This window comes from Mesorhizobium sp. M0894, from assembly GCF_040319725.1.
GTDB lineage: Bacteria > Pseudomonadota > Alphaproteobacteria > Rhizobiales > Rhizobiaceae > Mesorhizobium.
Genome location: NZ_JAMYOG010000006.1, coordinates 336,125 through 362,120, shown reverse-complemented (window position 1 = coordinate 362,120; position 25,996 = coordinate 336,125). Strand labels below are relative to the sequence as shown.

Sequence of the window (25,996 nt, the reverse complement as noted above, 5' to 3'; positions counted from 1 at the left end):
CGCTCAGTTCCGATGATCCAGCCTCGCGACCAGCCGGTCGCCGGCCCACTGGATGCCGCAGACCAGGACGATCAGGACGATGACCACGGCGATCATGACTGACGTTTCGAAGCGCTGGTAACCGTATCGGATGGCGAGGTCGCCCAGCCCGCCGGCGCCGATGGCGCCGGCCATGGCCGAGGCGCCGATAAGCGTCACCAGCGTCACCGTGAAGCCGGCGACGATGCCGGGCAGCGCTTCCGGCACCAGCACCTCGCGGATGATCGTCCAGCGGTTGCCGCCCATGGCGCGCGCCGCTTCGATCAGCCCGTGGTCGACCTCGCGCAGCGACACTTCGGCGATCCGGGCATAGTAGGGCGTGGCCGCGATCGACAGCGGCACGATGGCGGCCCATGTGCCGATCGAGGTGCCGACGATCAGCCGCGTCACCGGGATCAGCGCAACCAGCAGGATGATGAAAGGCACCGAGCGGAAACCGTTGATGACCGCGCCGAGCGCGCGGTTCACCCACAGGTTTTCGGCGATGCCGCCGCGGTCGGTGGCGACCAGGGCCAGGCCGAGCGGCAGCCCGAAAATCAGCGAGATGAGGCCGGAGGCGGCCGTCATCAGGATCGTTTCCCAGATGGATCGAAGCAGGAGTTCAAACAGAATTGGCGACATGGCCAAGCACCTCCACCCGCGCATTGCGGGCTTTCAAGAACGCGATCACCTGTGCCAGGTGGTCTTGATTGCTGCCCGCGACCGCCACGAACAATGTCCCGACAGGCTGCTGCTGGACGTGATCGATGCCGCCATGCACGAGGCGGAACGAGCCGGGAACTGCCGAGGCAAGATCGGACAACAGCGGGCTTCGCGCGGCCTCACCCGCCACGTCGATCCTGAGGATCGCCTCCACGCCGGCGTTCTGCGTTAGCCGGCTTGCGATCTCCGCCGGCAATTGCGGCCTGATGCCGCCGAGCAGGCTTTGTGTGATCGCCGACTTCGGATCGGCAAACACCGACCACACCGGCCCTTGCTCGACGATTCGTCCGGCGTCGATCACCGCGACCCGGTCGGCGATCGAACGGATCACCTCCATCTCATGGGTGATGAGCAGGATGGTCAGGCCGAGCTGCCGGTTGATGTCTCTGAGCAAGGCAAGGATGGAGCGCGTCGTCTCCGGGTCCAACGCCGAGGTCGCTTCGTCCGACAGCAGCAGCGCTGGGCGCGCCGCAAGCGCCCGGGCAATGCCGACGCGCTGTTTCTGTCCGCCCGACAGCGACGCCGGATAGGCTTTCGCCTTCTCCGACAGGCCGACGAGCTCGAGCAGCTCGGCAGCGCGCGCCAGGCGTTCGGCCCTGGGCCGGCCTTCGATCTTGAGCGGCAGCGCTACATTGTCTTCGACCGTCTTGGCGGACAGCAGGTTGAAATGCTGGAAAATCATGCCGATACGCCGGCGCAGCGGCTGCAATTCGCGCTCGCCGAGCCGGCTGATGTCGCGGCCTTCGATGAAGACCTGTCCTGTATCCGGCCGCTCCAGGCCGTTTAGGCAGCGTATCAGCGTCGACTTGCCGGCGCCGCTCCGGCCGATGATGCCGAGGATCTCGCCCTGGCGCACGCTGAGCGATACGCCGTCCAGCGCCGCTGTTGCGCCGAAGCGGCGCTTCAGCTCGATGAGGCGTACGACATCGTGCGGTCCCGCGGAACGGCTGCCGACGGGATGCATGACTTCGGTGACCGGGGCGAAATGCTGGTTCATGAAAGTTCCTGTATTGGTGTCCCGCAAAACGCGATCGCGGTCCGCGTTGGAGCGCGGACCGCTTTATCATGCCGGGCTTCAGCGCCAAGTCGAGCTCGGTATCAATAGGCGCTGATGCCGGTTCCCTTGTAGACCCGGTCGAATTCGGCCTTCACCTTTTCGTTCTGGTAGGAGGCGACCAATGTCTTTACCCAGGGCTGGTTTTCATTGCCGGCCTTGACCGCGATGAAGTTGCGGTAGGGATTGTCGGCCACCGCCTCCTGGGCGATGCGGTTCTCCGGTGTGAGGCCGCTTTTAAGCGCCCAATCCGTGTTGACCACGGCCCCGTCGAGATCTTCCACCGAGCGCCCGACAATGCCAGCGTCGAGCTCCTTGACGACCAATTTCTTCGGGTTTTCGGCAATGTCGGTCGTCGTAGCCAGAATGCCGGTTCCTTCCCTGAGCTTGATCAGACCTTCGCTCTGCAGGACACGCAGCGCGCGCCCTTCATTGGACGGATCGTTCGGCACGCCGACGACGGCGCCTTCGGGCAAGTCGCCAATCTTCGCGTACTTCTTGGAATAGAGGCCGATCGGCCAGACCCCGGTATAGCCGACCGGGACGATGTGATAGCCCTGCGTCTTGATCTGGTTGTCGAGATAGGGCTTGTGCTGGAAGGCGTTGGCGTCGATTTCGCCACGCTCGAGTGCTTCATTCGGCTGGGTGTAGTCGTTGAACACCACGGTCTCGATCGTCAGCCCCCTCTCCGCCGCCTGGGCGGTCACGACCCGCCACACATCCTCGTCCTCGCCGCTCATGATGCCGACCTTGACCGCCGTCTTGTCTTCGGCGAACGACGGCGCAGCAAGGCCGACAATCGCAACCGCCGACGCGAAAAGTACAGCCAGACCGGCGCGCCGGTTTATAGTTGCTGAGAAGAATGGAAGCAAAGTGTTGATAGTCCCAGGCATGGTCAATCCCATCGGTTTTGAAATCATTGCGGCCAGGCGGAATGCGAAGCCTTGCGGGCATCATCGGAAATGCTGATCGCCAGATCAAAGAACGGTATTTCCCGCCAAATGAGGAGCCTGGAATATTCTCTCAAAATTTCTGGCCTGGCGAGCACAGGACGCTGCCGCCTAGCGCGCTGACACCGCTATGAGGCCCGCCGTGCGTCGGAACGGCGGGCCTTTCTGCGTCCGAATGCCCAGGCACGGGCAGCAGTTTGGGATGTCGACAATGCAGGACGCGCCGCATGTCCCTTCAAAAAACGACGCGCATTGCTCACTGGATGACCTTCACGATCCTGCGCGTGCCAGGATCGACCAGGACGGTCCGATTGTCGACGACGACATAGCGGTATTTGACGTCGGGAACCTCATGAAGCTCGACGGTATCGGGCAGGGTCGAGCCGACATTGAGCTCCACGCCGGGAAGCTGGACGGACGCCAGAGGCTGCTTTTTCACATACTCGCGTACGATCGTCTCCTGCTGCGGTTCGATGACCACGTCCTGAGCGGCAGCGGCGCCAATACCCGCAAGCAGCAAGAACCCAGCCGCGGCTGCCGAAAGATGCATGCTCATGATTGTCTCCTTTCGTGGTGGGCCACCTCTGCGCTGCGCCGCGTCATGCTGTTCGCAGCGGGGTCGCTATAGGCGGGTAACGTCATCAGGTGGAGCTTGTTCCGCCGCTCGGATCGCTTGCCGTTTCGCTCCATTGGTTTGGAACAAAATTTTTTAGCCGCAGTTTTACGCGGTGAAGGGACGCATTTTCCAAGGAGATCTCTCATGAAAGGCGTTCTGATCACCAGCTTGCTAGCAATCAGCGTCAGCTGCGGAGCTGCACTTGCCCAGACGCAGCAGTCGACCGACGACCAGTCCGGCGCCAATTGCGCAGCCGGCGCTGCCAATTGCCAGAATGGCGCCAAGATGGACGAGCAGGCTCAGGGCAAGGCCGGCGCTGCGACTGATCAACAGGCGCAGGGCAAACCGAAGCTGAAGACCGACGAGCAAGCCCAAGGCAAGGCCGGCGCCACGACCGACCAGCAGGCCACGGGCAACACCAAGATGAAGACCGAGGAACAGGCCCAAGGCAAAACCGGAACCACCACTACCGAGCAGGCCCAAGGCAACACGAAAATGAAGACCGAGGAGCAGGCTCAGGGCAAGACTGGGACCACGACCACCGAGCAGACTCAGGGCAATGCTTCTACGCAGACGCAGGACCAGAGTTCGACCGCTTCCATCAGCAATGTGACCGTTGAACAGAAAACCCAGATCACTCAGGTCATCAAGGAGACCAACGTCCAACCCGTTTCCAGCGTCGATTTCGACATCTCTGTCGGCATCGAGGTTCCGCGGAAGAAGGTCCGGCTGCATCGTCTGCCGGCGCGCATCGTCAAGATCGTTCCGGCTTACGAAGGCTATGAGTATTTCGTGCTCGCCGATGGTCGGATCGTCATCGTCGACCCGAATACCTACAAGATCGTGATTATCCTGACCTAGTCGCGGCCAGACGGTTTGATTGAACCAAAGGGTCCGTCGCGCAGGTCGCGTGGCGGCCCTTTCCGCATCTCCTCGCTCCGCGTCTGCTGCAAATCGCAGATCACGGTCCGTCCTCGGGGCGAGGAGTGAGCACGGTGTGATCGATGGTGTCGGGCAGGCATGGACTGGGCACGCAGCTTGTTCGGACTGACGCGGTGGTCATGCCCTCGATATCCGTAACTAGCACCATTCTCGCGTAGTGCCGCGGCCACAGCGGCTCTCCAAACAGGACGAAGACGCCGCCAATCATCAAGGCCAGCAACATGAGTGCCGTAACATTTGCAAATATCTCGCCGTAGCGCATGAAGGCAGCCTGTCCCGTTCGGAAAGCGATTTCAGCCTGTGACAGCGGCGACCAGGATGGCGCCGAAACCCAGCGCTAATGCCCTTGGCGCCTCGCGAATGCCGCCTTCCATTGGATACTCCCCGGAATAAGCCAGGTGAATAACGGCACTCTCGGTGCTTTGTTCCGGGCCGGACGACAGCCGCTTCATTCATGCCGGGGCGTTTCCGTTGGCAAGACCGCAGGCGGTCTTCGCCCTCATTGATGCGCAGCAGCGAGATCCTTCACGTGACGTTCGTGCATTTGCAGCACCGGCAGCGTCTTCTTGGCAAACTCCTTCATCGCCGGATCGTCGCCGGAATTTGAGTAAGCGGAAAACAGCGCCACCGCTTCCTTATGCGCCTGGGTCTGCATGTCGATATATTTCGATTGGAAGCTGTCCCCGCTGGCCTCCTTGAGTTGGTCGAGCAACGCCTGGTGCTTGGTGTCCAGCGGCGGGCCGGCCGGCGTGGTGGCCGAAGTTGTCTGACCTTTGCTGAGCGCCGCCTTGAAGTCCTCGCCGGCCTTGGTGTGGTCCGTGACCATTTGCGCCGCGAAGGCCTTCACATCGTCGGCCGTCGCCTGCTTCTGTGCAAGTCGGCTCGACTCGATTTCAAATGTATTGGCGATGGGCACCGTCTTCACGAACGTCGCCGTGTCAACCTTGCTCATGGTGTCGGTCGTCAGAGGTGTCAGCGTCGCCGATTGGGCAAAAGCAGCCAAAGGCGCGCCGGCCATCAGCGCTGCCGCAGTGATGGATAGAAGTGTTTTCATGGAAGTTCTCCGAGGCTGATGTCATCCCTCCGATGGCTCAACGCGGAAGCTGCGGCGAGGTTGCCTGGTCGCCGCGGCCAGAGCCGCTGCGACGCCAAACAATGGTTTGGAAAGGCAAAACAAAGGACGCCGGCCGCGTCGCGCAAAGTGCAACGCAAGCCGCGAGATCGTACAAGCTCTTTCGCTTTGCCGCAGTCTTGCTATCGTTGGCTGGGAGAGATGGGTGGAGGCTTCCGTGGGGCAGATCAGGTCGCCGCTAGGAATCGGTATTGATACCGACGCTGCCGTTCACACCATCATGGCCGACTACCATTCCGGCGACATTCTCTCGACCACCGTCGTCATAGCCGATTTGCGCAGACGCTTTCCTTGGTGCCGGCAAACCGACGAGGAGCTGGTTGGCTTCATCGTTCGGGCGCTGGACGGTCGGGAGATCGCCGTCAGCTTCGACCACCGCGGCCGTTAGGCGGCTGATTCCTGCCAACCTACCGCGGCTGCGGCGCGCCCGCCCCCCTGCCTCGTCAGGCTATGATCACAGGGCGTTTACTTGCCGCAGTGGTTATCGTTCACCGTCGGCGCCATCGTTCCCGGAGCCTTGCCGGTCGCATCGGGCAGAGCCCCCTGCGGGCCCGGCGGGCAATTCCGGTCGGCATTCGAATTCGTCGTTAAGAAATCGCGAATGCTGTTGGTGATGGTCGAATCCGTGCCGGTGTCAGGGCCGCCATTATCCGGGACTACGACCGTCCGCCCGCTGCCGTCGGCAGCGGCTCCGGAGGGGTCGCCGACGTTCTGGGCCATCGCTGACGTGGCCAGACCGATCGTAAGCGCCGAAGCTGCGAGAATTTTCGTGAGCATGATGCTTCTCCTTTTTACGAGGGTCGTCGCGTTGCGACTACGAAAACAACCGTTCGGGCGGGCGAAGGTTCCGACAAATTTCCTATGAATTCAGCATGTTCTCAGGTGTTCAAGGTGGCCGGCGCGCCATTGCACAGCCCGGCGTTTTCCTCGCTGCATGAGCGTGCGCCTTGCTGTCCCGCCGGAACAGGAATGCTCCTTGCGAGTTCATACCTTTGTACAATGCGAACGCGCTGATGCGAATGGCGGCAGCGCAAACAAGGAGAGCAGACATCATGGGCCTTGGAACCATTCTCATCATCATCTTGGTCCTTGCCTTGCTTGGCGGCTTCAGCGGCTTGGGCGGCGGACCGTTCTACGGCACCGGCTATTACGGTGGCGGTGGCCTCGGCCTGGTGCTGCTCATCGTCATCATCTTGGTCGTGCTTGGGCGCATTTAGCGTCACGCTCACGACAAAACGCCTGCCGCCGGGTAATAAGCGGCGGGCGTTTTGTCGTGAATAGACGAAAAGTCTCTAGGACTCTGGCTAAAAAGGCCGACCTGGCGTCGGACCCTTCGACACCGAGGACCCCGCCATAGCAGCAGCTTTAGTGTTGGCGATCGGCGGCCAGTGCTTCCTTTAGATCGGCGCTTAGCACGCCCTCGTTGAACAGCGACATGATACGGGCGGCCAACCGCTCGCGGACCGGACTGTCGTCCGCAACACCCAACTCGCGGCAGCAGTCGTCGAGCGCTTTTCTCAGCACGCTCAGTTCGGCTGGAGTTGCTGCACCATGCATCGACATGCCATCCTCCCTGAAAAGGGCGAAAGCGCGAAGCGTCTTTCAAGCATCCACTCGCCATGCCTGTGTGGATGACTCAAATTCAATTAGCGCCGCTTGCCTCCAAACTCAATGTACGGAAATTACCGAGCGGACAGATCGGGAACGACTGCCTTTCACCTGCATTATTGTAGTGATCCAAGCCACCCTCATTTGGATCACTGGGCGTAGCCCACGACGCCCGAATGGAGCCCGTTGCATCCCTCGCGACGGGCTCTTTCGCGCCCGACATTTTTGATTTATCGATTTCGTACCAAGCACCTTTGGTACGTTTTCAACTCTAACTTTCAGTCAGATGTTTTCGTAGGCAAGCGGCAGGAGAAACTGCCGTGCATCGAATTCATTTATTTAGTAGGCTCCATACCTTTCAGCGCTTATATAAGCCGTATCGTCAGCAGGTCATACCGGGCGCGGACGGCTGGGAGATCAAAAAGCTCTTGCCCTGTTTTGGGCCCAGCTATGTCTGATCCAGCTATTTCCAATCAAAATCTATTCAAAAACAAGCTGTTGCGCCGGATGAGCGCCGGCGATTTTGCATTTCTCGAGCCGCACATCGAGCGCTGTTCGCTGGAGTTGCGGCAATCGCTCGAAGTATCCGGATCACCGATCGAGGCCATCTATTTCGTCGAGGACGGCATTGGTTCAGTGGTTGCGAAAATGCCGAATGGCAGCGATGCGGAAGTTGGCCTCATTGGCTTGGAAGGTATGACCGGCTCGGCCTTGGTGATGGGCGACGACCGCATGGTCCATGATTGCTATGTGCAACTGGCGGGAGAAGCCGCCAGGATAGATGCCGAGCCATTCAAGGCAGCGCTGACGCAAAGCCCGACATTGCGGCTGTTTTTGTTGCGCTACGTGCAGTGTCTGCATATCCAGACCGGCTACACCGCGCTGGTCAACGCGCGATCGAAGCTTGAAGACCGGCTGGCGCGCTGGCTGCTCATGTGTGACGATCGGGTGGCCGGCGACCGGCTGACGATCACCCACGAATTCCTGTCGATCATGCTCGGCGTAAGACGTCCGGGCGTCACGGTCGCGCTCCAGCTGCTTGAGGGCCGAGGGCTCATCCGGTCCCGCCGCGGCGAAATCATTATCCGCGACCGCGATGGTCTCGTTTCGCTAGCGGATGGCGGCTACGGCCTGGCCGAGGCCGAATATATCCGCCTGGTCGGACATACCGGCGAGCGCTGAGTGCTTTTCTCGCCTGTTGCTACCGCAGGTCGAGGCCCCTTGCGATACGACACAAGTGCCGTCGGAAAAATTTTCAAAGCTCCTGAACCGTCAGGGAACTTGTTTCCCATCGGAGGGTTATCGGACGCCTCTACTTTGCGAGGCTGCCACCAACTCCCGGGAGACGACCATGCCGACTACGAAAAAGGCCGCGAAGGCGGCAAGCAAGGGCCTCGAGGACCTGTTCCTCGACGGGCTCAAAGACCTCTACTACGCCGAGAAGAAGATACTGAAAGCGTTGCCCAAAATGGCCAAGGGCGCGGAGTCGGAAGAAGTGACCGCCGCCTTCGAGAAGCACCGCATGGAAACCGAAGGACATGTCGACCGCCTGGAGGAGGTGTTCGAGAAATTCGGCAAGCCGGCCCGTGGCAAGACCTGTCCGGCGATTGACGGCATCATCGAAGAGGGCTCGGAAGTGCTCGAGGAGTATAACGGTGCTCCCGCACTCGACGCCGGGCTTGTCGGCGCGGCGCAGGCCGTCGAGCATTACGAGATCGCTCGTTACGGCACTTTGATCGCGTGGGCCGAAGAACTCGGCAAGAGCGACGTTGTCGAACTGCTCAGGGCAACTCTCAAGGAAGAGGTCGCGACCGACGAAGCGCTTTCCAAGCTCGGCGAAAGCGGTGTCAACGAACGCGCAATGCAAGAAGCCGCTTGACCTTCAGACCGCTTCCGAGCCTCGGCAATGGATTGCCGAGGCTCGGCTAGCACAGCGAACCAGCGAATTCTGCATTGGTTCCGTCGTCATCGGCAGGACGGGGCAGCAAGAACTTTGAAGCGGTGCCTCGGGACGGACTTACTCGATCTGCTCGAACGTACATTGCCGGGGCTCCTTGTCCGGCCGCCAGCGCAACAGCTTGGTTCCGTGCCGGAACCGGTCGCCTGTCACATGGTCGAAACGAACCTCGACCACCAGTTCAGGCTTTATCGGTTCCCATTGTCCGCTGCGCTCCGTGCTCCAGCGGCTTGGTCCGCCCGGCGCCTTGCCGGTGAAACCCGGTTTGGCCCGCAGTTTTTCCAGCCGTCTGGTCAGCGCCGCCCTATCGTCCTTGCCGATGGTCGAGGTGAATCCGACATGGTCCAACCTGCCTTCGTTATTGTAGAGGCCAAGCAGCAGGGATCCGACTTCGTTGCTGCCGGCGAGATAGCGAAAGCCGCCGACCACGCAATCCGCAGTGCGCAGCCGCTTGACCTTGACCATGGCGCGCTCGCCGGGCTGGTATGGCTCGGCGATCAGTTTTGCAACAACACCGTCGGTCGAGCCATGGCCGGCGCCTTGCAGCCAGCGCTCGGCGGCAGCGGCATCGTGCGTGCATTTGGACAGGCGCAGTTCGCGCCGTCCCGCCGACGCGACAAAGGCCTCGATCACCCGTCTCCTGTTGGTGAGGGGTTGTTCGATGATGACCTTGCCGCCGGGTTCGGCCAGCATATCGAACAGGACCAGCATGGCAGGCGTCTCCAGGCTCAACTTGCGGATCCTGCTTTCGGCTGGATGAAGGCGCATTTGCAGGGCCTCGAACGAGGACGATCCGTCGACCTCGATGACGATCTCGCCGTCGGCAACAAACCGTCGCGACCTCACATCGCGCAGCACCGCGATCAGTTCGGGAAAATAGCGGCCAAGCGGCTTGCCCGATTTTGCACGCAGATCGACGGCATCGTCACCCTTGAACACGAGGCACCGAAACCCGTCCCATTTCGGTTCGTACTGCCAAAGCCCGTCGCCGCCAGGAATTGCGTCGGCGGCTTTGGCTTCCATCGGACGAAGGTCGAGCGGCAACGGAAATGCGGTCATGGCTGGTCCGCGCCGCCGCTGAGGCATTCGCTACCGCCGTCGGCCATTCCCCTGGGCCCTGCTTTGCCGCCTCGCCACCTTGCGGCCGGTCTGGTCGGGCGCAGGCGACAGCGGATCGACTTCGTCGGACCCGCCGATCTCCTTGGTAATGCGATAGGCCAGATAAGCGACGGCTCCGGCAACCAGCAAGCGGACCATGTTTGAAAATCCTTCGTTGGCGTGAACCCACCAACCCCGGGCCGAAGGTTTTGTTCCGTCGCTGCCCATAGCCGAGGTGAATCGTCGGCTGCGCAACCAAAACCTAAGCGCATCGTTTGTTGCTTATCGACGAAAAGAATTTGCGATGAAGACGCTGTTACCCTTGTTCGCTTTGACCCTGGCGCCAATCCAGGCCAGCAGCGCTTGGCCTGACGGGTGACCGCGATGCTCCTCGTTGTTCCGGTTTGGCAAGACATCGCGGCACGGCTGCTTCTGACCGCGCTCGCAGGCCTTTTGATAGGCCTCAACAGGGAGGCGCGCGGGCACGCGGCGGGGCTACGCACCACCGTGCTGGTGGGATTGGCCGCCGCCATCACAATGATCCAGGCCAGTATTCTGCTGGAGACCGTTGGCAAGCACCCGGATTCGTTTGCATCGATGGACGTCCTGCGCTTTCCGCTGGGCGTGTTGACCGGCGTCGGCTTTATCGGCGGTGGCGCCATTCTTCGCCGCGGCAATCTTGTCAGCGGGGTCACCACAGCGGCCACGTTGTGGGTGATGACGGCGATCGGATTGGCTTTCGGTGGTGGCCAATACGGCTTGGGCGCGGCCGGCACGGCGCTGACGCTGGCCACTTTGCTGGTCCTGAAATGGGTGGACCTTCGAATGTCGCGCGAACACCATGCCCAGTTGGCACTGACGTGGAAGGCCGCGGCTCGACAGGAGCTCGATGCGCTCATCGGGCCGCTTGGCTACCAGGCACGCCTCGTCGCAATAGAGAGGCGCCCAGATCTCAAGGACCCTGTGTTCTCGTTCGAGATCAGTTGGAGGCGGCCCGACACTGGCGCACCGCCAATGGACCTGCTGGCATCGGTGGGCGAGCATTGCGAGATCCAGAAGTTTGATCTCCTCAGCGAGCCTGCCCGGTAGAGCGGTTCATCGTTTCACGGAAACGCCGAACCGCTCTATCGCTTTGTTTCTGCGCAATTCCGGACGGAAAACCGTTTCACACTTTTCCTGGAACAGCTCTAGCGGCTCGCAACGATCGCGGCCTGAATCAGGCCATCGCTTCTTCGCGGCACTTTCGATACCTATCTGTCGAGGCAGGACTCAAGGAGCAAGCAAAAGAGCGTGGCACAGCGATCGGGAAGTGCTGACCTTCCACTTCACGGCGGGCGCGTGCCGAAATGGCTCGGCGACCGCATGACGCGGCTTGGCGCGGTCATGTGCGAGGCGATCATCCACCATTACGGCCGCGATGAATTGCTGCGCCGGCTGGCGCATCCGTTCTGGTTCCAGTCTTTTGGCGCCGTGATGGGGATGGACTGGCACTCCTCCGGCATCACCACCAGCGTCGTCGGTGCCTTGAAGCGCGGCCTGTCGCCGCTTTCCAGCGAGCTCGGCATTCACGTTTGCGGCGGCCGCGGCGCGCATTCGCGCAAGACCCCGCACGAGCTTGCCCTGATCGGCGAGCGTGTCGGCCTCGACGGGCAGGGCCTGGCGACTGCCAGCCGGCTTGTCGCCAAGGTGGACAGCGCCGCGGTCCAGGACGGTTTCGATCTCTATCTGCACGGCTTCATCGTCACCGATGACGGCAAGTGGGTGGTGGTGCAGCAAGGCATGAACGGCGACAGCAAGGTGGCGCGCCGCTATCACTGGCTGTCGGAGGGCCTGAAGAGCTTTGTCGACCAGCCGCATGCCGCCATCGAAGGCGCCAACCAGGGCGAGATCGTCAACCTGACAGACCGCCGCGCCGAAGCGTCGCGCCAGGGACAACTGGACCTTCTGCACGATCTTGGACCGGATCGCATCGTGAGGGAGCTTGCCGCTTTGGAGCGGGGTTCGGCGCCAGCGCCGGAGCCGGCACAAAAGCTGCTGCCGCATCTGGTGATGCCGGCGCACCACGATGTACGCGAAAGCGATGTCGTCATGCGCCGCCTGCACGGCAACATCGCGGCGGCGGCCGAGCGCGGCCCAACAGATTTCGCCGGGCTTCTCCTGGTGCCCAATGTCGGCGCGCGCACGGTGCGGGCGCTGGCGCTGGTCGCCGAAGTCGTGCATGGCGCGCCGTGCCGTTTTTCCGATCCAGGGCGTTTCTCGCTGGCGCATGGCGGCAAGGACAGGCATCCGTTCCCTGTGCCGCTGAAGGTCTATGACGAGACGATAGGCGTGCTGAAGTCGGCCGTCCAGAAGGCCAGGCTCGGCCGTGACGAAGAGATCGGCGCATTGCGGCGGCTGGACGACCAGTCGCGGCAGGTCGAGCGCTATGTCACCGGACCAAGCCTGAAGGAAATCGTCGCCGGGGAGTTCGACCAATCGCATCTGCTCGGCGGCCGCAGCGTCTTCGGTTGGGAAGTCGCCCCCGAAACGACCGCAGTTAAATCAACGAAGTGATCGGCTCGGATCAAGCCTCCAGGTCGATCAACGCGACACCGAGTTCGGGACGGTGCCTGCGGCGCAGATGTCCAGGCGTCTCTACCAACGTGACCTCGAGCGTCGGCCGCACGATACCGTCGAGTAGATGGCCGCCCCTTGTGCTGCCGTCGCTCAATCCGAGCACGGCATGGACGTGCAGGCTGGGCTTGCCGTCGTCGCCGATGGCAACATCGCCAATCGCGCTCAGCACCTCGCACTGTTCCCGGATGGGAATTTTCCGGTAGGTCCTTTCCCTAGGGTCGAACCAGCCGACAGTTGCCCTTTCGAAAGCGCCGAGCGCGGTCAGCGACGCGCTGCCAACGCCGTGGTCGGCCGCAAACGAGGCCAGCTGCGCAAACGCCTCTTCGCCGGGATCAAGCACAACGACGAATGTTCTTTGGCCGGCGCTTTCGGCAACAATCTGTGACTTCATGATCTCGCTCCAGACGCCATTTCGGTTCTGTCCGATCGGGGTTGAACGGCAAGCCGGCTCGAGAGTTCCCCGGCACGGTTCGGATGAACATAGGATCACAGCCACGTGAGGCGGAGGAACCTTGCCTTGCGTGACTGGTTCGGCCGGCTTGAGACCCAGCCAGCCGGGAGCCAGCCATGTCCGAACCCCCCGTTGCCAGCCTGAGCCGACGCAGTTTCATGACCGGATCCGTTTCGGCGGCTGCGGCAGGGCCGCTCATGGCCACGTCGGCAAAAGCCGCCGCCCCGCAACCTGCCGCTTCGGCCGAGCCGCGCGATCTGTCGGCGATTTCACTGCGCATCAACAAGCAGCCCTACAATCTCGCCCTCGACAATCGCACCAGCCTGCTCGACGCGCTGCGCGACCATGTCGGCCTGACGGGCACGAAGAAAGGCTGCGATCACGGCCAGTGCGGGGCCTGCACCGTTCTTGTCGACGGCAAGCGGGTGCTGTCGTGCCTGAGCTTCGCCGTGATGAACAAGGGCCATGAGATCACCACGGTGGAAGGGCTCGCTTCCGCCGACGGCAATCTGCATCCGATGCAGCAGGCCTTCATCGACAATGACGCCTTCCAATGCGGGTACTGCACGCCCGGCCAGATCATGTCCGCCATCGGTTGCATCAACGAAGGCCATGCCGGCTCCGAGGACGATATCCGCGAGTATATGAGCGGTAATCTCTGCCGCTGCGCTGCCTACCCCAACATAGTCGCGGCCATCGTGCAGGCCCGGGACGAAACAAGGAAAGCCTGAGATGCGCCCCTTCGTTTACGAGAGACCGGCCAGCGTGTCCGCGGCGGCCGCCATTGCTTCCCGTTTTGCCGCAGAGGGTGTTCCGCCGACCGAGGCCGCCGCGCAATTCATCGCCGGCGGCACCAATCTGGCCGACTACATGAAGCTTGGCGTGGCCCGGCCGGAACGGCTGGTCGATCTCAATGGTCTCGGTGACAGGGCCCTGCGGCAGATCGAGGTCGGCGACGACAGCATCCGCTTCGGCGCGCTGGTCCGCATGGGCGAGGCTGCTGACACAGGCGAGATCAAGCGCCTTTGCCCGATGCTTGCCGAAAGCCTGAAGTTCGCCGCCAGCGGCCAGATCCGCAACATGGCGAGCCTGGCCGGCAATGTGTTGCAGCGGACGCGGTGCGAGTATTTTCGCGAGACCTCCTGGCCATGCAACAAGCGCGAGCCGGGCTCCGGCTGCGCGGCCATGGAAGGCTTCAACCGGCAACATGCGGTCCTTGGCACCAGCAACGCCTGCATCGCCACCTACCACGGCGATTTCGCCCAAGCGCTGATCGCGCTCGGCGCGACGGTCGAGGTGGAGGCAAGGCGCGGTATGCGCAAGATAGCGTTTTCGAGGCTACATCGCCTGCCGGGAGATACGCCCAACGTTGAGACCGAACTGGCCTCCGACGAGGTGATCACGGCCATCGAGGTGCCGCTTGGCGCCTGGAGCCGCCGCTCACGCTACCTGAAGATCCGCGACCGCGAGTCCTATGCGTTCGCGCTGGCCTCGGCGGCCGTGGCTCTGGATATGGACGGCGACACCGTCAGCCAGGCGCGCATTGCGCTCGGCGGCGTGGCAACCGTGCCATGGCGGGCCAAGGCGGCCGAGGAAGCACTGAGCGGCAAGGCACTCGACGATGAGGCGGCCGAAGCTGCCGCCGAAGCCGCGTTCGCCGAGGCGAAACCGCGCGAACACAATGCGTTCAAGATACCGCTCGGCAAGCGCACGCTTGTGCGGGCACTGCTCGAAACGCGCGACATGAAGGTCTGACCCATGAACCAAGCTGCTCCCGCGCCGAAAGAGAACATGGGAAATCCCGTTCCGCGCATCGATGCCCGCCTGAAGGTCACCGGACAGGCCGGCTATTCGGCCGATCTTCCAACCGCCAATATGGCCTATGGCGCACTTGCTACCAGCAGCATCGCCAAGGGCAGCATCACCGCCGTCCGGCTCGAAAAGGCGCGTAAGGTGCCCGGCGTTCTCGATATCGTCAGCGTCGGCGACATGGACGGCATCGACAAGCCGAAATTCGGCAACACCGGTGCAAGTTCGATCGCGCCGCTCCATGACAAGGCCATTTTCCACGACGGCCAGATCATCGCGCTGGTGGTGGCCGAAACATTCGAGGCGGCCGAGGAAGCCGCCGCCCTGATCCGCGCCGACTACGCCGAAGAGACGCCCAGCGCCGGCTTCGATTCCAGGGGAACGGAGATGGAGCCGGCCGCCGGCAAGAGTCCGTTGTTCAAGGAGGACGTCAAAGCCGGCGACTTCGATGCTGCCTATGCCGCAGCCGCAGTGAAGATCGACGAGAAATATTCGACGCCGACCCAGCACCACAACCCGATCGAGCTGTTCTCGACGACGGCGGTCTGGCAGGGCGATCAGCTCACGGTCTATGAACCGAGCCAGAACGTCACCGGCTGGAAGGCCGAGCTCGCCCGGCAGTTGAAGATCGATCCGGCCAATGTGCGGATCGTCAGTCCCTATGTCGGCGGCGCCTTCGGCTCCAAGGGGCCGATGACGGCCCGCACGGCGATCGTTGCCGTTGCGGCCCGCCGCGTCGGCCGGCCGGTGCGCTGCGTCGTCAGCCGCATTCAGGCGTACGGCACGCAGACCTACAGGGCGGAGACCCGGCACCGCATCCGCATCGGCGCAAACCAGGACGGCCGCATCACCGCCTTTGCACACGAAGGCTGGGAAGTCACGTCGCGGCCCGATCCCTATGTCGTCGGTGGCACTTCGGCCACCGGACGCATGTACGATTACGGCTCGGTGCTGACCCACGTCTCGCTAGTGCATGCCGACCGCAATACGCCTGGCTACATGCGTTCGCCGCCGGAGACGCCCTATGTCTATGCGCTGGAAAATGCCATGGACGAGATGGCGGTGGCGCTCGGCATGGACCCGGTCGAGTTCCGCCGCGTCAACGAGCCGCAGAAGGAGCCGATCGGCGGCAAGCCCTTCTCCAGCCGCTCGCTCGTGAAATGCTACGACCAGGCCGCCGAGGCCTTCGGCTGGTCCAAGCGCGAGGCCGCGGTTGGCTCGATGCGTGACGGCGACTGGCTGGTCGGCATGGGCTGCGCCACCGCAATCTATCCGACGGCGGCTGCGCCATGCGCCGCCCGCGTCCGCCTGACCACTGACGGCGAGGTTCGCGTCCAATGCGGCTCGCATGAGATCGGCACCGGCGTGCGCACGGTGGCAGCGCAGATGGCAGCCGAACGGCTCGGGATAGAAATGGACAAGGTCAGCGTCGAAATGGGCGACAGCGCCTTGCCGCCGGCACCGGTGTCCGGCGGGTCGATTTCGACGGCAAGCGTGTGCTCGGCGGTGCTGAAGGCCTGCGATGCCGTCCGCGCAAAGCTCTTCGCCGCGGCCGTCGCCGAAGCCGGGCCGCTGGCCGGGTCCGGCAACGCCAAGCTTGAAATGAGCCAAGAGAAAATCGTCGCGGACAACGGCAAATCGGCCAAGCTGTCGGATGTTTTCAAGACGATGCAGATCGGTGCGATCGAGGAATATGCCGAATTCGCGCCAAAGGGATCGTCACCGGAGGCGCTGAAGAAGCTCTATGCCGGGCAATCGGAGTTCCACGGCGGCGACCAGGACAAGGATTCGGTGAAATACGCCTTTGGCGCGGAATTCGTCGAGGTGCGCATCAACAGCCATACGCGCGAGATCCGCGTCCCGCGCATCGTCGGCGCCTTTGCCGCCGGGCGCATCATGAACACCCGCACCGCTCGCAGCCAGCTGATGGGCGGCATGATCTGGGGCATCGGCCAAGCCTTGCACGAGGCGACGGAAATCGACAAGCGTCATGCGCGCTACGTCAATCGCGACCTGCAGGACTATCTCGTGCCGGTCAACGCCGACGTGAAGCAGCTGGAAGTGATACTGGTTCCGGAGATTGACCACGAGGTGAACCCGGCCGGCGTCAAGGGTTTGGGCGAACTCGGCAATGTCGGGACCGCCGCGGCGGTCGCGAGCGCGGTCTACCACGCCACCGGCAAGCGCATTCGCGACCTGCCGATCAGGATCGATCACCTGATCGTCTGACCTCTCCAACTCAGCCCGGCTTCGGACCGGCTAGGCGCAGTTTGCATCTATTCCTTCGGCGCGGTGGCGGGCGCGGTATAGCGGCGGCGCACTGCGTCCAGGACGTGGTTGCGGCTCTCCTGCGCCGAAAGTGTGTCGTCTTTCTCCGCTTCGGCGGTTTCGCGCGCCAGCTCCTTATCCCTGATCTGGTGGCGAAACCATTTGGAATAGTCGCCGGCGCGCAAATGATGTTCCCAGGTCTTATCGTCAATGCCCTCGGCGATCTGGGCGAAAATCATCAGATTATGGGCGCGCAGGTTCATCGCATGGTCGGGGCCGCGGAAATAGAAGCTGCCCTTCTCGTCGAGCTGGCCCTCGGCATATTTGCGGCTATGGCGCTTGAGCGACTGCCGCGGCTCGATCGGCTCGACCATGGCAGGTTTCTTGTGCGCCTGCGGCCGCCAGAACAGCACGTGCTCGTCTTTTGGAGAGCTCAGATCCTTGTCCTTTGGCGGTTCGGTGCCGGTCTCGCGACAGAACGTCTTGACGACCTTTTTCGCCTTGGGGCCGAGTGCGATGACGGCGGTGACCAGCCGCAATGCTTCGGTTGAGATCGCATCCGGATGAACGGTGATCAGGATCGTGCCCGGCAATTCCATCGCCAGAACCATTGGCGTGTCGTCGCGCCGCTTCGGCAAGAGGTGATGCGCCTCATCGATGATCAGCCAGTGTGGTCGCGCGGTGCGGAAGCGAACACCGCCAAGGCCCGGCAGCAGGTCGGCAAAGAAGTCCGGCCGCTCGTTGACGCGCAGCGCCAGGCCGTTGACGACCAGATTGTTGTCCGGCTTCTCCAGGAGATCGAGCAACTGCGTCTTCGTCGGCGGGTTCGAGCCGTCGCCCAGCCGGACGGCGCCCTCGAGGCCATCGTAGTCGCCTTCCGGATCGAAGATGCAGAACTGGAACTTTCTCTCGACAAAACGCTCCGTCAATGCGGTCGCCAAGGTCGATTTGCCGATGCCCGAGCTGCCGGCGATCAGCACCGTATCGGTTGGCGACAGATACACCTCCTTGCCATCGTCCGAGCCAAGCAGAATGCCATCGCGGCTTGGCACAAGCTCGCGATCGCGCTCGACCACCTTGGCGATCAGTTCCTCGACGCCTTTTCCGCGCGCGCCTCGTGTCACGAGATCCGCCGTATCCTTGACTGCCGGCAGTGCGTTGTCGACGGCGACGCTGAAGCCGCAGGCGCGCAGGAAGGCGTGGTCGTTTTCGGCGTCGCCGACACCGACGACGTTGTGCGGCGACAATCTGAGGTCCTGAAGCGCGGCTGTCAGCCCGGTCGCCTTGTTGATGCCGCTGGGCAGGATCATCACCGCGCCCTTGTTGAAGATGATTTCCAGCTCCAGCCCCAACTTCTTGATGACCTCGAGCGCGGTAACCTGATGCGGTTCCCAGGTGGCGACGATCGAGCGTCCGACCGAAAGCGGTTTGACACCGTGTTTCCTGAGTTTGGCGATGAACTCGGGGGCGGGCGGCGGAGATATCGTCCGCTCCTCCTCGCTGGCCGGTGTGTAGATCAGCGCCCCGTTTTCCGCGACCACCTTGTCGAAGATCGCGACTTCGGGAAAGACGCGTTTCAGGTCGGGCAGCTCGCGCCCGGTGACGAGAATGAGCTTGCGGCCGCTCTTCTTGAAGCGTTGAAGCGCCGCAAGGGTCTTTTCCGCGACAATCCCTTCATGCGCCAGCGTGCCGTCGTAGTCCGTGGCCAAGGCTATGAAATACATGTCGTCAGTAGCCGCCGACGATTGGCAATATCTCGCCGGTGATGTAGCTCGAGCAGTGCGGCGAGGCGAGGAACACATACGCTGGCGCGATCTCTTCCGGTTGTGCCGGTCGTTTCATCGGTGTGTCGGCGCCAAATTTCGAAACATCGCCGGCTTCCTTGTCCGAGGGGTTGAGCGGCGTCCAAACCGGGCCTGGTGCCACGGCGTTGACCCTTATGCCCTTGTCGACAAGGTTGCCCGAGAGCGCGCGGGTGAAGGCATGAATGCCGCCCTTGGTCATGGAGTAATCGACCAGTTGCTTCGATCCCTCGATGCCGGTCACTGAACCGGTGTTGATGATCGCCGAACCGGGTTTCATGTGCGGAACGGCCTCCTGCGCCATGTGGAAATAGCCGTAGAGGTTGGTCTTCAGCGTGGTGTCGAAATGCTCCTCGGTCAGCTCGCTGAAATCGCTGGAATGGACCTGGAAAGCGGCGTTGTTGACCAGCACGTCGATCCGCCCAAACTGCTGCACGATCTCAGCCACCGCGTTGTGGCAGTGGCCGCGTTCGCTGACATCGGCCTTGATCAGGATGCATCGCCGGCCTTCGGTTTCGACGGCCCTTTTGGTCTCTTCGGCGTCCTTGTCCTCCGACAGATAGACGATCGCCACATCGGCGCCTTCACGTGCATAGAGCACGGCCACCGCGCGGCCGATGCCTGAATCGCCGCCGGTAATGACGGCCACTTTGCCGTCGAGCTTTTTCGATCCGATATAAAATGGCGCATCGTAAAGCGGCGCCGGCTCGATCGCCCATTCATGCCCCGGCTTCGGCTGGTGCTGTTCGGGGAAGGGCGGCTCGGGATATTTGCGGGCACCGGCCTGCATGGCGCCTTTTGGCTTGCCCTTGGACTTGGACTTGTCCTTCTCGTCGATACGGCGCTGGATGTGCCGTTGCTTGGCGGCCTCGCCGGCGATTTCCGATTTCATCTGCATGGTCATCTCCCTGGCTTGAAACCCAACAACGCACGTCCGGCGAAAAGGTTTATGCGACCACTTCATTCCTTCAGCCCGGCGACCCGCTCCAGCAGCGGCCGTTGCAGCCGCGGTAGATGGCCGACGACGCTGAAGGCCGCGTTCCTGAAGCTTTGCATGATGCCATTGTCCGACCGGGCCATTGACAGGATGCGCTCGCTGAGGGTGATCCACCGTCGCCCTATCGGGTGGCGTTCGCTTGTGTAGCCGGCCAGCGTGCCTTCGACGAAACGCCTGGCGAATGATGCGGCGAGATTCATGCCGCGCGCGCCCAGCGGCGAATGGGATGGAGGTCGGGGATGGTCATGATGGTTGTCCGGGTGAAACGAAACGTGACCTCATCCGAACGCATGGAGTGTTCGATGGTTTCCGGTCAGCCCGACCCGATGGGCCAGGGCGGGGTAACCATTCTGTGATCTCCGCTGCCCCGGCCGGAACTTACCCACGCAGCCGCAGTTAGGGGCTTTGGGGGGTGGATACGGTTGCTGGATGTGAAATCGGCGAGGGGATGCCGCAGGTCTTTTCAAGGAGCGCCAACGGCATTTCACGCTTCGCTCTGTGGGGCGCGTGTTTCATGGCCATCTTTGCGGCTCTCGGCGGTACCGCCATCTTGCGTTCGGACTTCGTCACCGGCGTTGGCCGGCCGTTGGCGCAACCAGTGCCGTTCAGCCACAGGCACCATGTCGGCGAGCTCGGCCTCGATTGCCGTTATTGCCATAGCGGCGTCGAGACTTCGTCATCGGCTGGTCTGCCGGCGACGGAGGTGTGCATGACCTGCCATTCGCAGCTCTTCACCAACGCGGACATGCTGGCGCCGGTACGGGCGAGCCTTGCCTCCGGGCAGCCATTGCAGTGGCAGCGGGTGAACAGTGTGCCCGACTTCGTCTATTTCAATCATTCGATCCATATCGCCAAAGGCGTCGCCTGCGAGACGTGCCATGGCGAGGTCGACGACATGCCGCTGATACGGCGGGCGCACGCGCTGTCGATGGAATGGTGCCTGGGATGCCATCGCGATCCCGAGCCCAATTTGCGTCCGCCCCAGGACGTGTTCCTGATGCACTGGAAGCCGCCGGCCGGCATCGTCGAAATCCGCCGGTCGCTCATCAGCCTTCTCGATATCCACCCCGAGACCATGACCGACTGCTATGTCTGCCACCGCTGACAAGCCGATTGCGGCTCCAGACGTGGCCGGCCTGCGCGAACGGCTTTCGCCTGGTCCGGAGCTGTGGCGGAGCCTCGACGAGCTCGCCGATACACCGGAATTCCGCCGCTTCGTCGATGCCGAATTTCCTTCGATCGCCGAGCGCATCCCGGCGCGGCTCGACCGGCGCACGCTGCTGAAGCTGATGGGTGCATCGCTGTCGCTGTCAGGGCTTGCCGCCTGCAGCCGGGCCGAGGACATCCTGCCTTATATCGGCCAGCCGGAAAACATCGTTCCCGGCCGGCCGCTTTATTACGCGACCACGCTGTCGAGCGACGGCTACGGCATCGGTGCGGTGGTCGAAAGCCATGAGGGCCGGCCGACCAAGGTGGAAGGCAATCCCGACCATCCGGCCTCGCGCGGCGCGACGGACGCTGTCATGCAGGCGGCGGTGCTGTCGCTGTTCGACCCCGATCGCTCGCGCATGCCGCTGAAGCATGGCGAACCCGCAGCCTATGACGACTTCCTTGCCGACATGGTCGAGCTCACCTCGCGGCTCGCTGGAGCTGGCACGGCGCTGCTGATCGAAGCAACGACCTCGCCTACCATGAAGGCGCAGCTCGAGGCGCTGCGCGCGCGCTATCCCAGGCTGAGGCTGTTCCGGCACGATCCCCTGGCGACGCCGTCCGGCACCGAAGCCACACAGACCCTGTTCGGCAGGGCGCTTGCACCGGTCTGCCGGTTTGATCGCGCCGACGTGATTTTCAGTCTCGACGCGGATTTCCTGGGCGAAGGCCCCGGTCGTCTCGCCTACGCCCGTGATTTCGCTGCAAGACGCCGCGTGCGCCGGGCGGACGATACGATGAGCCGGCTCTATGCGGTGGAGTCGACGCCGACGATCACCGGCGCTGCCGCCGATCATCGCCGGCCGGTGCGGCCGAGCGAGGTCGAAACCGTCGCAGCGGCGCTGAGCGCCGTGCTTGGCGGCGAAGCGGCGCCAAGCGCCTTGGCATTGGACCCGACCTGGCTGGCTGCCGCCGCGAACGACCTGAAGGCGGCCGGCCGCTCGGCGCTGATCGTGCCGGGCGCCCATCAAACGCCGTTCGTCCATGCCGCCGCTCTTGACATGAATGCGCGGCTTGGTGCGCTTGGCAACACCGTGGAACTGATCGAGCCGCCCGACGCGATGCCCATCGAGGGCGACCTCGCGCGTCTTTGCCAGGCGATCGCCGCGCGGGACATCGACACCGTTGTCATACTTGGCGCCAATCCTCTCCACACTGCGCCTGCGGGACTTGATGTCCACGACGTGTTTTCGCAGCTGAAGCTTCTTGTCCACTGGGGTCTCTACCGCGACGAAACCGCCTTCGTCGCACACTGGCATATCCCTGCTGCGCATGATCTCGAGAGCTGGAGTGACCTGCGCGCCCATGACGGAACCGCGTCCATCGTGCAGCCGCTGATCAGGCCGCTTTACCAGGGGCGGACGGTGCATGAACTCCTGGCCGTGCTTGGCGGTGAATTAGCTGTTTCTGCGCTGCCGCTCGTCCGCAGGACATGGGCACAAACGACTTGGGCGCAAGCACTGGACGATCCCGCGTGGCGAAAGGCGCTTCGCGACGGCTTTGTATCCGGCAGTGCCAGCAGTCCAGTCGATGTTGCAATGCCTGCGGATTTGCGCGGCCTGAAGCCGCGCATCGAAGCGGCAAAAGGCGTCGAAATCCGTTTCGTTGCCGATCCCTGGCTGCGCGATGGACGCAATGCCAATTCGGCCTGGCTGCAGGAGCTGCCGCGGCCGCTGACCAAGATCGTCTGGGGCAACGCAGCCCTGATGTCGCCGACGACAGCCGGACGGCTTCAGGTGGAAAACGGCCGGGTCGTCAACATCGCCTCGAACGGCATGGACATCGATGCGCCGGTCTGGATCATGCCTGGCCATCCCGACGACGCCGTGACGCTTGCTCTGGGTTTCGGCCGGAAGCTCGGTTCGGTGGCAGCACTCGCCGACGGCCACGACGCGTACAGGCTGCGAAGCCCTGAGGCTCCCTGGATCGTCTATGGCGCCATGATCACGCCGCGCGACAGCAGCGCACGGGTCATCACCACACAACACCACCAGGCGATGGAGGGCAGGGCGATCGTTCGCCATGCCTCGCTCGATGCCTTTCGCAAAGATCCGCACTTCGTGCGCGACGGCGTGCCGCCGACGCCAAGCGAGTCGCTCTATCCTGACTGGCAATACAGCCAGGAAGCCTGGGCCATGTCGATCGATCAGTCGGCATGCATCGGCTGCATGGCCTGTGTTTCTGCCTGCCAGGCGGAAAACAACATCGCCACCGTCGGGCCGGACGAGTCGGCACTCGGCCATGAGATGCATTGGCTGCGGATCGACCGCTACTATTCCGGCCCGCTCGACGATCTCGACGTCTTTTTCCAGCCGGTGCCTTGCATGCATTGCGAGAAGGCGCCGTGCGAGGTCGTCTGTCCGGTCAACGCCACCACCCACACCCATGACGGGCTCAACGCGCAGGTCTATAACCGTTGCATCGGCACGCGCTACTGCTCGCAGAACTGCCCCTACAAGGTGCGGCGCTTCAACTTCCTGGACTTCCAGGAATTCGACAAGGATGCCGCGGGACCTGAACAGGCCGTGCACAATCCAGACGTCAGCGTCCGTTCGCGCGGCGTGATGGAGAAATGCACCTACTGCGTCCAGCGCATTTCCGAAAAGCGCATCAAGGCTCAGATCGAAAACCGCGCCATCGCCGACGGCGAGGTGGTGACCGCCTGCCAGCAGGCCTGCCCGACGCAGGCGATCGTCTTCGGCGATCTCAACAGCAAGGGCGCCAGGGTGGCGCAGGAAAAAGCGGCACCGCATCACTACGCGTTGCTCAAGGAGCTGAATACGCGACCGCGCACCACCTATCTCGGCAAGATCAAAAATATCAATGGCCGTCTCTCGTCAGGCGGGAAAGCCGATGGCTGAGGCTTTTGCTGCAAAACCGGGCGCATTGCCCGTTCTGCATGGCAGGCACGACCTTCCGGAGATCAGCGGCCGTATCAGTGCGATCGTCCTCGACGGCAGGCTGCCGCGCTATTTCTGGGCAGCTTTTTTTTCCTGCTTCGTCTTCGTCCTCATCTTCCTCTATTCGATCACCTATCTGATCTCGGTCGGCGTTGGCGCCTACGGCATCAACGTCCCCGTCGTCTGGGGCACGATGATCGGCAATTTCGTCTGGTGGATCGGCATCGGCCATGCCGGCACGCTGATCTCGGCCGTGCTCCTGCTTCTGCGCCAGCCATGGCGCGCCTCGATCAATCGCTTTGCCGAGGCGATGACGCTGTTTGCCGTTGCAATGGCCGGGCTTTTCCCGATCCTGCATCTCGGCCGCCCGTGGTTCTTCTACTGGTTGCTGCCGCTGCCCAACACCCATATGCACTGGCCGCAATGGCGCAGCCCGCTGGTCTGGGATTTCGCGGCGATCGCCACTTATGCCAGCGTTTCGCTGATGTTCTGGTATATGGGCCTGCTGCCCGATCTCGCCGTCCTGCGCGACCGAGCGAAATCGCGCCCGGCGCAGCTGTTCTACGGCATACTGGCAATCGGCTGGCGCGGTTCGGCCTTTCATTGGGCGCGCTATCAGACGGTCTATTTCCTGATGGCGGCACTGGCCACGCCGCTGGTCGTCTCGGTGCATTCGATCGTCTCGCTCGACTTCACCTTCGCCATCACGCCGGGCTTCCACTCGACGATCTTTCCTCCCTATTTCGTTGCCGGAGCGCTGCTGTCCGGCTTCGCCATGGTGCTCACCATCGCCATCCCGCTGCGCTGGGCGTTTTCGGTCCAGGATCTGATCACGCTGCGGCACATGGACAATACCGCCAAGCTGATGATCGCCGCCGGCATGATCGTCATCTATGGCTACGCGTCCGAGGCCTTCTTCGCCTGGTATTCGGGCGAGATCTACGAGCGCACGATGATGTGGCAGCGCGCCTTCGGACCTTATGCGCCGCTGTTCTGGGCCATGCTCGCCTGCAACGGCGCAGTTTTGCAATTGCTCTGGTTCCGACGGGTGCGCCTCAACATGCCGGGGCTGTTCGCCATTGCACTCATCATCAACGTCGGCATGTGGATCGAGCGCTATGTCATCGTCGTCACCGGGCCAAGCCGCGATTACCTGCCGTCGTCCTGGGGCGAGCAGTCATTGAGGTGGCTCGACTTCGGCATCCTGTTCGGCTCGATCGGCACCTTCTTAGCACTGGTCTTCCTGTTCATCCGCATCCTCCCGGCCATCACCATCTTCGAGGTCGAGGAGCTGGCCGAGGAAAGGGGCAGCGCAGGATGAGACTTTACGGCGTCATCGCGGCTTTCGCCGATCCCGAAGCGCTGACCGAGGCGGTCCGCACCATGCGGGCGCGTGGCTACCGGCGCATGGACGCGTTCTCGCCATTCCATGTGCGTGGGTTGGCCGAGATGCTCGGCATGCGCAAGACGCGCTTGCCGTGGGCCATCCTTGGCGGCGCCGTCGCTGGCGCGGTGTTTGTCTACGGGCTGATCCTCTATTCGGTCGAGATCGACTATCCGCTCAATGTCGGCGGCCGGCCGCTGCATTCCTGGCCGGCCTTTCTCGTCATTGCCTTCGAGGCGGCGATACTTGGCGCCGCGCTGGCCGCATTCTTCGGCGGGCTGGCCGCCAATCGCCTGCCCGAATATTACCACCCGGTCTTCAATGCCACGAGCTTCACCTACGCGCGCGGCGGCAAGTTCTACCTGCTTGTCGAAGCCGCCGATCCGAAGTTCCGCAAGGGCGTGACCAAGGGCCAGCTGACCCGGCTTGGCGCCGAAACCGTCGAGGAGGTGGAGGCGTGAA

At 62.8% G+C, this 25,996-nt stretch carries 28 protein-coding genes; 14 read left to right on the top strand and 14 right to left on the bottom strand.

Going from position 1 to position 25,996, the window contains the following annotated elements; translation table 11 throughout:
- Positions 1-3: 3 nt before the first annotated feature.
- The 4 genes from NKH91_RS15225 to NKH91_RS15210 form a co-directional block, all read right to left on the bottom strand.
- A complete protein-coding gene (locus NKH91_RS15225) occupies positions 4-660 on the bottom strand; it encodes a methionine ABC transporter permease (RefSeq protein WP_352495104.1) in 657 nt (218 codons plus the stop codon).
- A complete protein-coding gene (locus NKH91_RS15220) occupies positions 641-1,705 on the bottom strand; it encodes a methionine ABC transporter ATP-binding protein (protein ID WP_352495115.1) in 1,065 nt (354 codons plus the stop codon). The genes NKH91_RS15225 and NKH91_RS15220 overlap by 20 nt, the downstream gene beginning before the upstream one ends.
- A gap of 134 nt (positions 1,706-1,839) precedes the next feature.
- On the bottom strand, positions 1,840-2,688 hold the full coding sequence (locus NKH91_RS15215; RefSeq protein ID WP_352481419.1) for a MetQ/NlpA family lipoprotein: 849 nt from the start codon (positions 2,686-2,688) through the stop codon (positions 1,840-1,842).
- Positions 2,689-3,001: 313 nt separating this feature from the next.
- On the bottom strand, positions 3,002-3,301 hold the full coding sequence (locus NKH91_RS15210) for a DUF1236 domain-containing protein (protein WP_352846789.1): 300 nt from the start codon (positions 3,299-3,301) through the stop codon (positions 3,002-3,004).
- A 96-nt stretch (positions 3,302-3,397) separates the two neighbouring features.
- Between NKH91_RS15210 and NKH91_RS15205 the strand changes: the two genes are divergently transcribed.
- A complete protein-coding gene (locus NKH91_RS15205; RefSeq protein WP_502896335.1) occupies positions 3,398-4,222 on the top strand; it encodes a DUF1236 domain-containing protein in 825 nt (274 codons plus the stop codon).
- A gap of 100 nt (positions 4,223-4,322) precedes the next feature.
- On the opposite strand, the gene NKH91_RS15200 is transcribed toward NKH91_RS15205, so the two are convergent.
- Both NKH91_RS15200 and NKH91_RS15195 read right to left on the bottom strand, forming a co-directional pair.
- Positions 4,323-4,565: a hypothetical protein gene (locus tag NKH91_RS15200; protein ID WP_023720552.1), complete on the bottom strand. Its 243-nt coding sequence runs from the start codon at positions 4,563-4,565 to the stop codon at positions 4,323-4,325.
- A 237-nt stretch (positions 4,566-4,802) separates the two neighbouring features.
- Positions 4,803-5,321, bottom strand: a complete 519-nt coding sequence (locus NKH91_RS15195; RefSeq protein WP_245278645.1) for a DUF4142 domain-containing protein — start codon at positions 5,319-5,321, stop codon at positions 4,803-4,805.
- 271 nt (positions 5,322-5,592) lie between these two features.
- Between NKH91_RS15195 and NKH91_RS15190 the strand changes: the two genes are divergently transcribed.
- Positions 5,593-5,823 carry a hypothetical protein gene (locus NKH91_RS15190; RefSeq protein ID WP_156948137.1) on the top strand — a complete coding sequence of 77 codons (231 nt, stop codon included), beginning with the start codon at positions 5,593-5,595 and terminating at the stop codon, positions 5,821-5,823.
- A 77-nt stretch (positions 5,824-5,900) separates the two neighbouring features.
- On the opposite strand, the gene NKH91_RS15185 is transcribed toward NKH91_RS15190, so the two are convergent.
- Positions 5,901-6,212 (bottom strand): hypothetical protein, encoded by a 312-nt coding sequence (locus NKH91_RS15185; RefSeq protein ID WP_352884811.1) that lies wholly within the window; start codon positions 6,210-6,212, stop codon positions 5,901-5,903.
- Positions 6,213-6,487: 275 nt separating this feature from the next.
- Here NKH91_RS15185 and NKH91_RS15180 point away from each other — a divergent pair, with 275 nt between their 5' ends.
- Positions 6,488-6,652 carry a DUF3309 family protein gene (locus tag NKH91_RS15180; RefSeq protein ID WP_023720548.1) on the top strand — a complete coding sequence of 55 codons (165 nt, stop codon included), beginning with the start codon at positions 6,488-6,490 and terminating at the stop codon, positions 6,650-6,652.
- A 148-nt stretch (positions 6,653-6,800) separates the two neighbouring features.
- Here the strand turns inward: NKH91_RS15180 and NKH91_RS15175 are convergent, their stop codons facing one another.
- Positions 6,801-6,998, bottom strand: a complete 198-nt coding sequence (locus tag NKH91_RS15175; RefSeq protein ID WP_023720547.1) for a hypothetical protein — start codon at positions 6,996-6,998, stop codon at positions 6,801-6,803.
- A 495-nt stretch (positions 6,999-7,493) separates the two neighbouring features.
- On the opposite strand from NKH91_RS15175, the gene NKH91_RS15170 reads away from it, so the two are divergent.
- Positions 7,494-8,225 (top strand): Crp/Fnr family transcriptional regulator, encoded by a 732-nt coding sequence (locus NKH91_RS15170; protein ID WP_023720546.1) that lies wholly within the window; start codon positions 7,494-7,496, stop codon positions 8,223-8,225.
- Positions 8,226-8,394: 169 nt separating this feature from the next.
- A complete protein-coding gene (locus NKH91_RS15165) occupies positions 8,395-8,922 on the top strand; it encodes a YciE/YciF ferroxidase family protein (RefSeq protein WP_352495102.1) in 528 nt (175 codons plus the stop codon).
- Positions 8,923-9,060: 138 nt separating this feature from the next.
- On the opposite strand, the gene NKH91_RS15160 is transcribed toward NKH91_RS15165, so the two are convergent.
- Together NKH91_RS15160 and NKH91_RS15155 are read right to left on the bottom strand one after the other, a co-directional pair.
- Positions 9,061-10,059 (bottom strand): ATP-dependent DNA ligase, encoded by a 999-nt coding sequence (locus tag NKH91_RS15160; RefSeq protein ID WP_352495101.1) that lies wholly within the window; start codon positions 10,057-10,059, stop codon positions 9,061-9,063.
- Positions 10,060-10,089: 30 nt separating this feature from the next.
- Entirely contained in the window at positions 10,090-10,257 is a 168-nt protein-coding gene (locus NKH91_RS15155; protein WP_023720543.1) for a hypothetical protein, read from the bottom strand.
- A 225-nt stretch (positions 10,258-10,482) separates the two neighbouring features.
- Here NKH91_RS15155 and NKH91_RS15150 point away from each other — a divergent pair, with 225 nt between their 5' ends.
- Together NKH91_RS15150 and NKH91_RS15145 are read left to right on the top strand one after the other, a co-directional pair.
- Positions 10,483-11,187, top strand: coding sequence for an MgtC/SapB family protein (locus tag NKH91_RS15150; protein WP_031194456.1), 705 nt, complete (start codon positions 10,483-10,485; stop codon positions 11,185-11,187).
- Between the two features lie 201 nt (positions 11,188-11,388).
- Positions 11,389-12,651 carry a DUF763 domain-containing protein gene (locus NKH91_RS15145; protein WP_352495100.1) on the top strand — a complete coding sequence of 421 codons (1,263 nt, stop codon included), beginning with the start codon at positions 11,389-11,391 and terminating at the stop codon, positions 12,649-12,651.
- A 10-nt stretch (positions 12,652-12,661) separates the two neighbouring features.
- Here the strand turns inward: NKH91_RS15145 and NKH91_RS15140 are convergent, their stop codons facing one another.
- Positions 12,662-13,105, bottom strand: coding sequence for a PPC domain-containing DNA-binding protein (locus NKH91_RS15140; RefSeq protein ID WP_352495099.1), 444 nt, complete (start codon positions 13,103-13,105; stop codon positions 12,662-12,664).
- A gap of 176 nt (positions 13,106-13,281) precedes the next feature.
- Between NKH91_RS15140 and NKH91_RS15135 the strand changes: the two genes are divergently transcribed.
- From NKH91_RS15135 to NKH91_RS15125, 3 genes are read left to right on the top strand one after another with little or no spacing between them, the layout of a single operon-like run.
- Positions 13,282-13,896, top strand: a complete 615-nt coding sequence (locus NKH91_RS15135; RefSeq protein ID WP_352495098.1) for a (2Fe-2S)-binding protein — start codon at positions 13,282-13,284, stop codon at positions 13,894-13,896.
- Between the two features lies 1 nt (position 13,897).
- Positions 13,898-14,920 carry an FAD binding domain-containing protein gene (locus NKH91_RS15130; RefSeq protein WP_352481425.1) on the top strand — a complete coding sequence of 341 codons (1,023 nt, stop codon included), beginning with the start codon at positions 13,898-13,900 and terminating at the stop codon, positions 14,918-14,920.
- A 3-nt stretch (positions 14,921-14,923) separates the two neighbouring features.
- Positions 14,924-17,203: a xanthine dehydrogenase family protein molybdopterin-binding subunit gene (locus NKH91_RS15125; RefSeq protein WP_352495097.1), complete on the top strand. Its 2,280-nt coding sequence runs from the start codon at positions 14,924-14,926 to the stop codon at positions 17,201-17,203.
- Positions 17,204-17,250: 47 nt separating this feature from the next.
- Here NKH91_RS15125 and NKH91_RS15120 read toward each other — a convergent pair whose 3' ends face one another.
- The 3 genes from NKH91_RS15120 to NKH91_RS15110 all read right to left on the bottom strand — a co-directional run bounded on the left by NKH91_RS15120 (position 17,251) and on the right by NKH91_RS15110 (position 20,241).
- A complete protein-coding gene (locus NKH91_RS15120; RefSeq protein ID WP_352495096.1) occupies positions 17,251-18,966 on the bottom strand; it encodes an HAD family hydrolase in 1,716 nt (571 codons plus the stop codon).
- Positions 18,967-18,970: 4 nt separating this feature from the next.
- Positions 18,971-19,942, bottom strand: coding sequence for an SDR family oxidoreductase (locus NKH91_RS15115; RefSeq protein ID WP_352481428.1), 972 nt, complete (start codon positions 19,940-19,942; stop codon positions 18,971-18,973).
- A 62-nt stretch (positions 19,943-20,004) separates the two neighbouring features.
- Positions 20,005-20,241 carry an FAD-dependent monooxygenase family protein gene (locus NKH91_RS15110; protein WP_352548013.1) on the bottom strand — a complete coding sequence of 79 codons (237 nt, stop codon included), beginning with the start codon at positions 20,239-20,241 and terminating at the stop codon, positions 20,005-20,007.
- Positions 20,242-20,489: 248 nt separating this feature from the next.
- On the opposite strand from NKH91_RS15110, the gene NKH91_RS15105 reads away from it, so the two are divergent.
- The 4 genes from NKH91_RS15105 to NKH91_RS15090 are packed head-to-tail and all read left to right on the top strand — an operon-like array spanning position 20,490 to position 25,995.
- Positions 20,490-21,146, top strand: coding sequence for a cytochrome c3 family protein (locus NKH91_RS15105; protein WP_502898993.1), 657 nt, complete (start codon positions 20,490-20,492; stop codon positions 21,144-21,146).
- Entirely contained in the window at positions 21,130-24,111 is a 2,982-nt protein-coding gene (locus NKH91_RS15100; protein WP_352884813.1) for a TAT-variant-translocated molybdopterin oxidoreductase, read from the top strand. The genes NKH91_RS15105 and NKH91_RS15100 overlap by 17 nt, the downstream gene beginning before the upstream one ends.
- The gene (gene nrfD, locus NKH91_RS15095) at positions 24,104-25,471 is read left to right on the top strand and encodes an NrfD/PsrC family molybdoenzyme membrane anchor subunit (RefSeq protein WP_352846793.1); all 1,368 of its coding nucleotides are present in this window, start codon (positions 24,104-24,106) and stop codon (positions 25,469-25,471) included. The genes NKH91_RS15100 and nrfD overlap by 8 nt, the downstream gene beginning before the upstream one ends.
- Entirely contained in the window at positions 25,468-25,995 is a 528-nt protein-coding gene (locus NKH91_RS15090; protein ID WP_352495091.1) for a DUF3341 domain-containing protein, read from the top strand. The genes nrfD and NKH91_RS15090 overlap by 4 nt, the downstream gene beginning before the upstream one ends.
- Position 25,996: the final 1 nt, after the last annotated feature.

Excerpts from the sequence above, each read along its gene's own strand:
- NKH91_RS15225 (WP_352495104.1), bottom strand. The coding sequence starts at position 660 with ATGTCGCCAATTCTGTTTGAACTCCTGCTTCGATCCATCTGGGAAACG.
- NKH91_RS15220 (WP_352495115.1), bottom strand. The coding sequence starts at position 1,705 with ATGCATCCCGTCGGCAGCCGTTCCGCGGGACCGCACGATGTCGTACGC.
- NKH91_RS15215 (WP_352481419.1), bottom strand. The coding sequence starts at position 2,688 with ATGCCTGGGACTATCAACACTTTGCTTCCATTCTTCTCAGCAACTATA.
- NKH91_RS15210 (WP_352846789.1), bottom strand. The coding sequence starts at position 3,301 with ATGAGCATGCATCTTTCGGCAGCCGCGGCTGGGTTCTTGCTGCTTGCG.
- NKH91_RS15200 (WP_023720552.1), bottom strand. The coding sequence starts at position 4,565 with ATGCGCTACGGCGAGATATTTGCAAATGTTACGGCACTCATGTTGCTG.
- NKH91_RS15195 (WP_245278645.1), bottom strand. The coding sequence starts at position 5,321 with ATGGCCGGCGCGCCTTTGGCTGCTTTTGCCCAATCGGCGACGCTGACA.
- NKH91_RS15185 (WP_352884811.1), bottom strand. The coding sequence starts at position 6,212 with ATGCTCACGAAAATTCTCGCAGCTTCGGCGCTTACGATCGGTCTGGCC.
- NKH91_RS15180 (WP_023720548.1), top strand. The coding sequence starts at position 6,488 with ATGGGCCTTGGAACCATTCTCATCATCATCTTGGTCCTTGCCTTGCTT.
- NKH91_RS15175 (WP_023720547.1), bottom strand. The coding sequence starts at position 6,998 with ATGTCGATGCATGGTGCAGCAACTCCAGCCGAACTGAGCGTGCTGAGA.
- NKH91_RS15170 (WP_023720546.1), top strand. The coding sequence starts at position 7,494 with ATGTCTGATCCAGCTATTTCCAATCAAAATCTATTCAAAAACAAGCTG.
- NKH91_RS15165 (WP_352495102.1), top strand. The coding sequence starts at position 8,395 with ATGCCGACTACGAAAAAGGCCGCGAAGGCGGCAAGCAAGGGCCTCGAG.
- NKH91_RS15160 (WP_352495101.1), bottom strand. The coding sequence starts at position 10,059 with ATGACCGCATTTCCGTTGCCGCTCGACCTTCGTCCGATGGAAGCCAAA.
- NKH91_RS15155 (WP_023720543.1), bottom strand. The coding sequence starts at position 10,257 with ATGGTCCGCTTGCTGGTTGCCGGAGCCGTCGCTTATCTGGCCTATCGC.
- NKH91_RS15150 (WP_031194456.1), top strand. The coding sequence starts at position 10,483 with ATGCTCCTCGTTGTTCCGGTTTGGCAAGACATCGCGGCACGGCTGCTT.
- NKH91_RS15140 (WP_352495099.1), bottom strand. The coding sequence starts at position 13,105 with ATGAAGTCACAGATTGTTGCCGAAAGCGCCGGCCAAAGAACATTCGTC.
- NKH91_RS15135 (WP_352495098.1), top strand. The coding sequence starts at position 13,282 with ATGTCCGAACCCCCCGTTGCCAGCCTGAGCCGACGCAGTTTCATGACC.
- NKH91_RS15130 (WP_352481425.1), top strand. The coding sequence starts at position 13,898 with ATGCGCCCCTTCGTTTACGAGAGACCGGCCAGCGTGTCCGCGGCGGCC.
- NKH91_RS15125 (WP_352495097.1), top strand. The coding sequence starts at position 14,924 with ATGAACCAAGCTGCTCCCGCGCCGAAAGAGAACATGGGAAATCCCGTT.
- NKH91_RS15120 (WP_352495096.1), bottom strand. The coding sequence starts at position 18,966 with ATGTATTTCATAGCCTTGGCCACGGACTACGACGGCACGCTGGCGCAT.
- NKH91_RS15115 (WP_352481428.1), bottom strand. The coding sequence starts at position 19,942 with ATGCAGATGAAATCGGAAATCGCCGGCGAGGCCGCCAAGCAACGGCAC.
- NKH91_RS15110 (WP_352548013.1), bottom strand. The coding sequence starts at position 20,241 with ATGAATCTCGCCGCATCATTCGCCAGGCGTTTCGTCGAAGGCACGCTG.
- NKH91_RS15105 (WP_502898993.1), top strand. The coding sequence starts at position 20,490 with ATGCCGCAGGTCTTTTCAAGGAGCGCCAACGGCATTTCACGCTTCGCT.
- NKH91_RS15100 (WP_352884813.1), top strand. The coding sequence starts at position 21,130 with ATGTCTGCCACCGCTGACAAGCCGATTGCGGCTCCAGACGTGGCCGGC.
- nrfD (WP_352846793.1), top strand. The coding sequence starts at position 24,104 with ATGGCTGAGGCTTTTGCTGCAAAACCGGGCGCATTGCCCGTTCTGCAT.
- NKH91_RS15090 (WP_352495091.1), top strand. The coding sequence starts at position 25,468 with ATGAGACTTTACGGCGTCATCGCGGCTTTCGCCGATCCCGAAGCGCTG.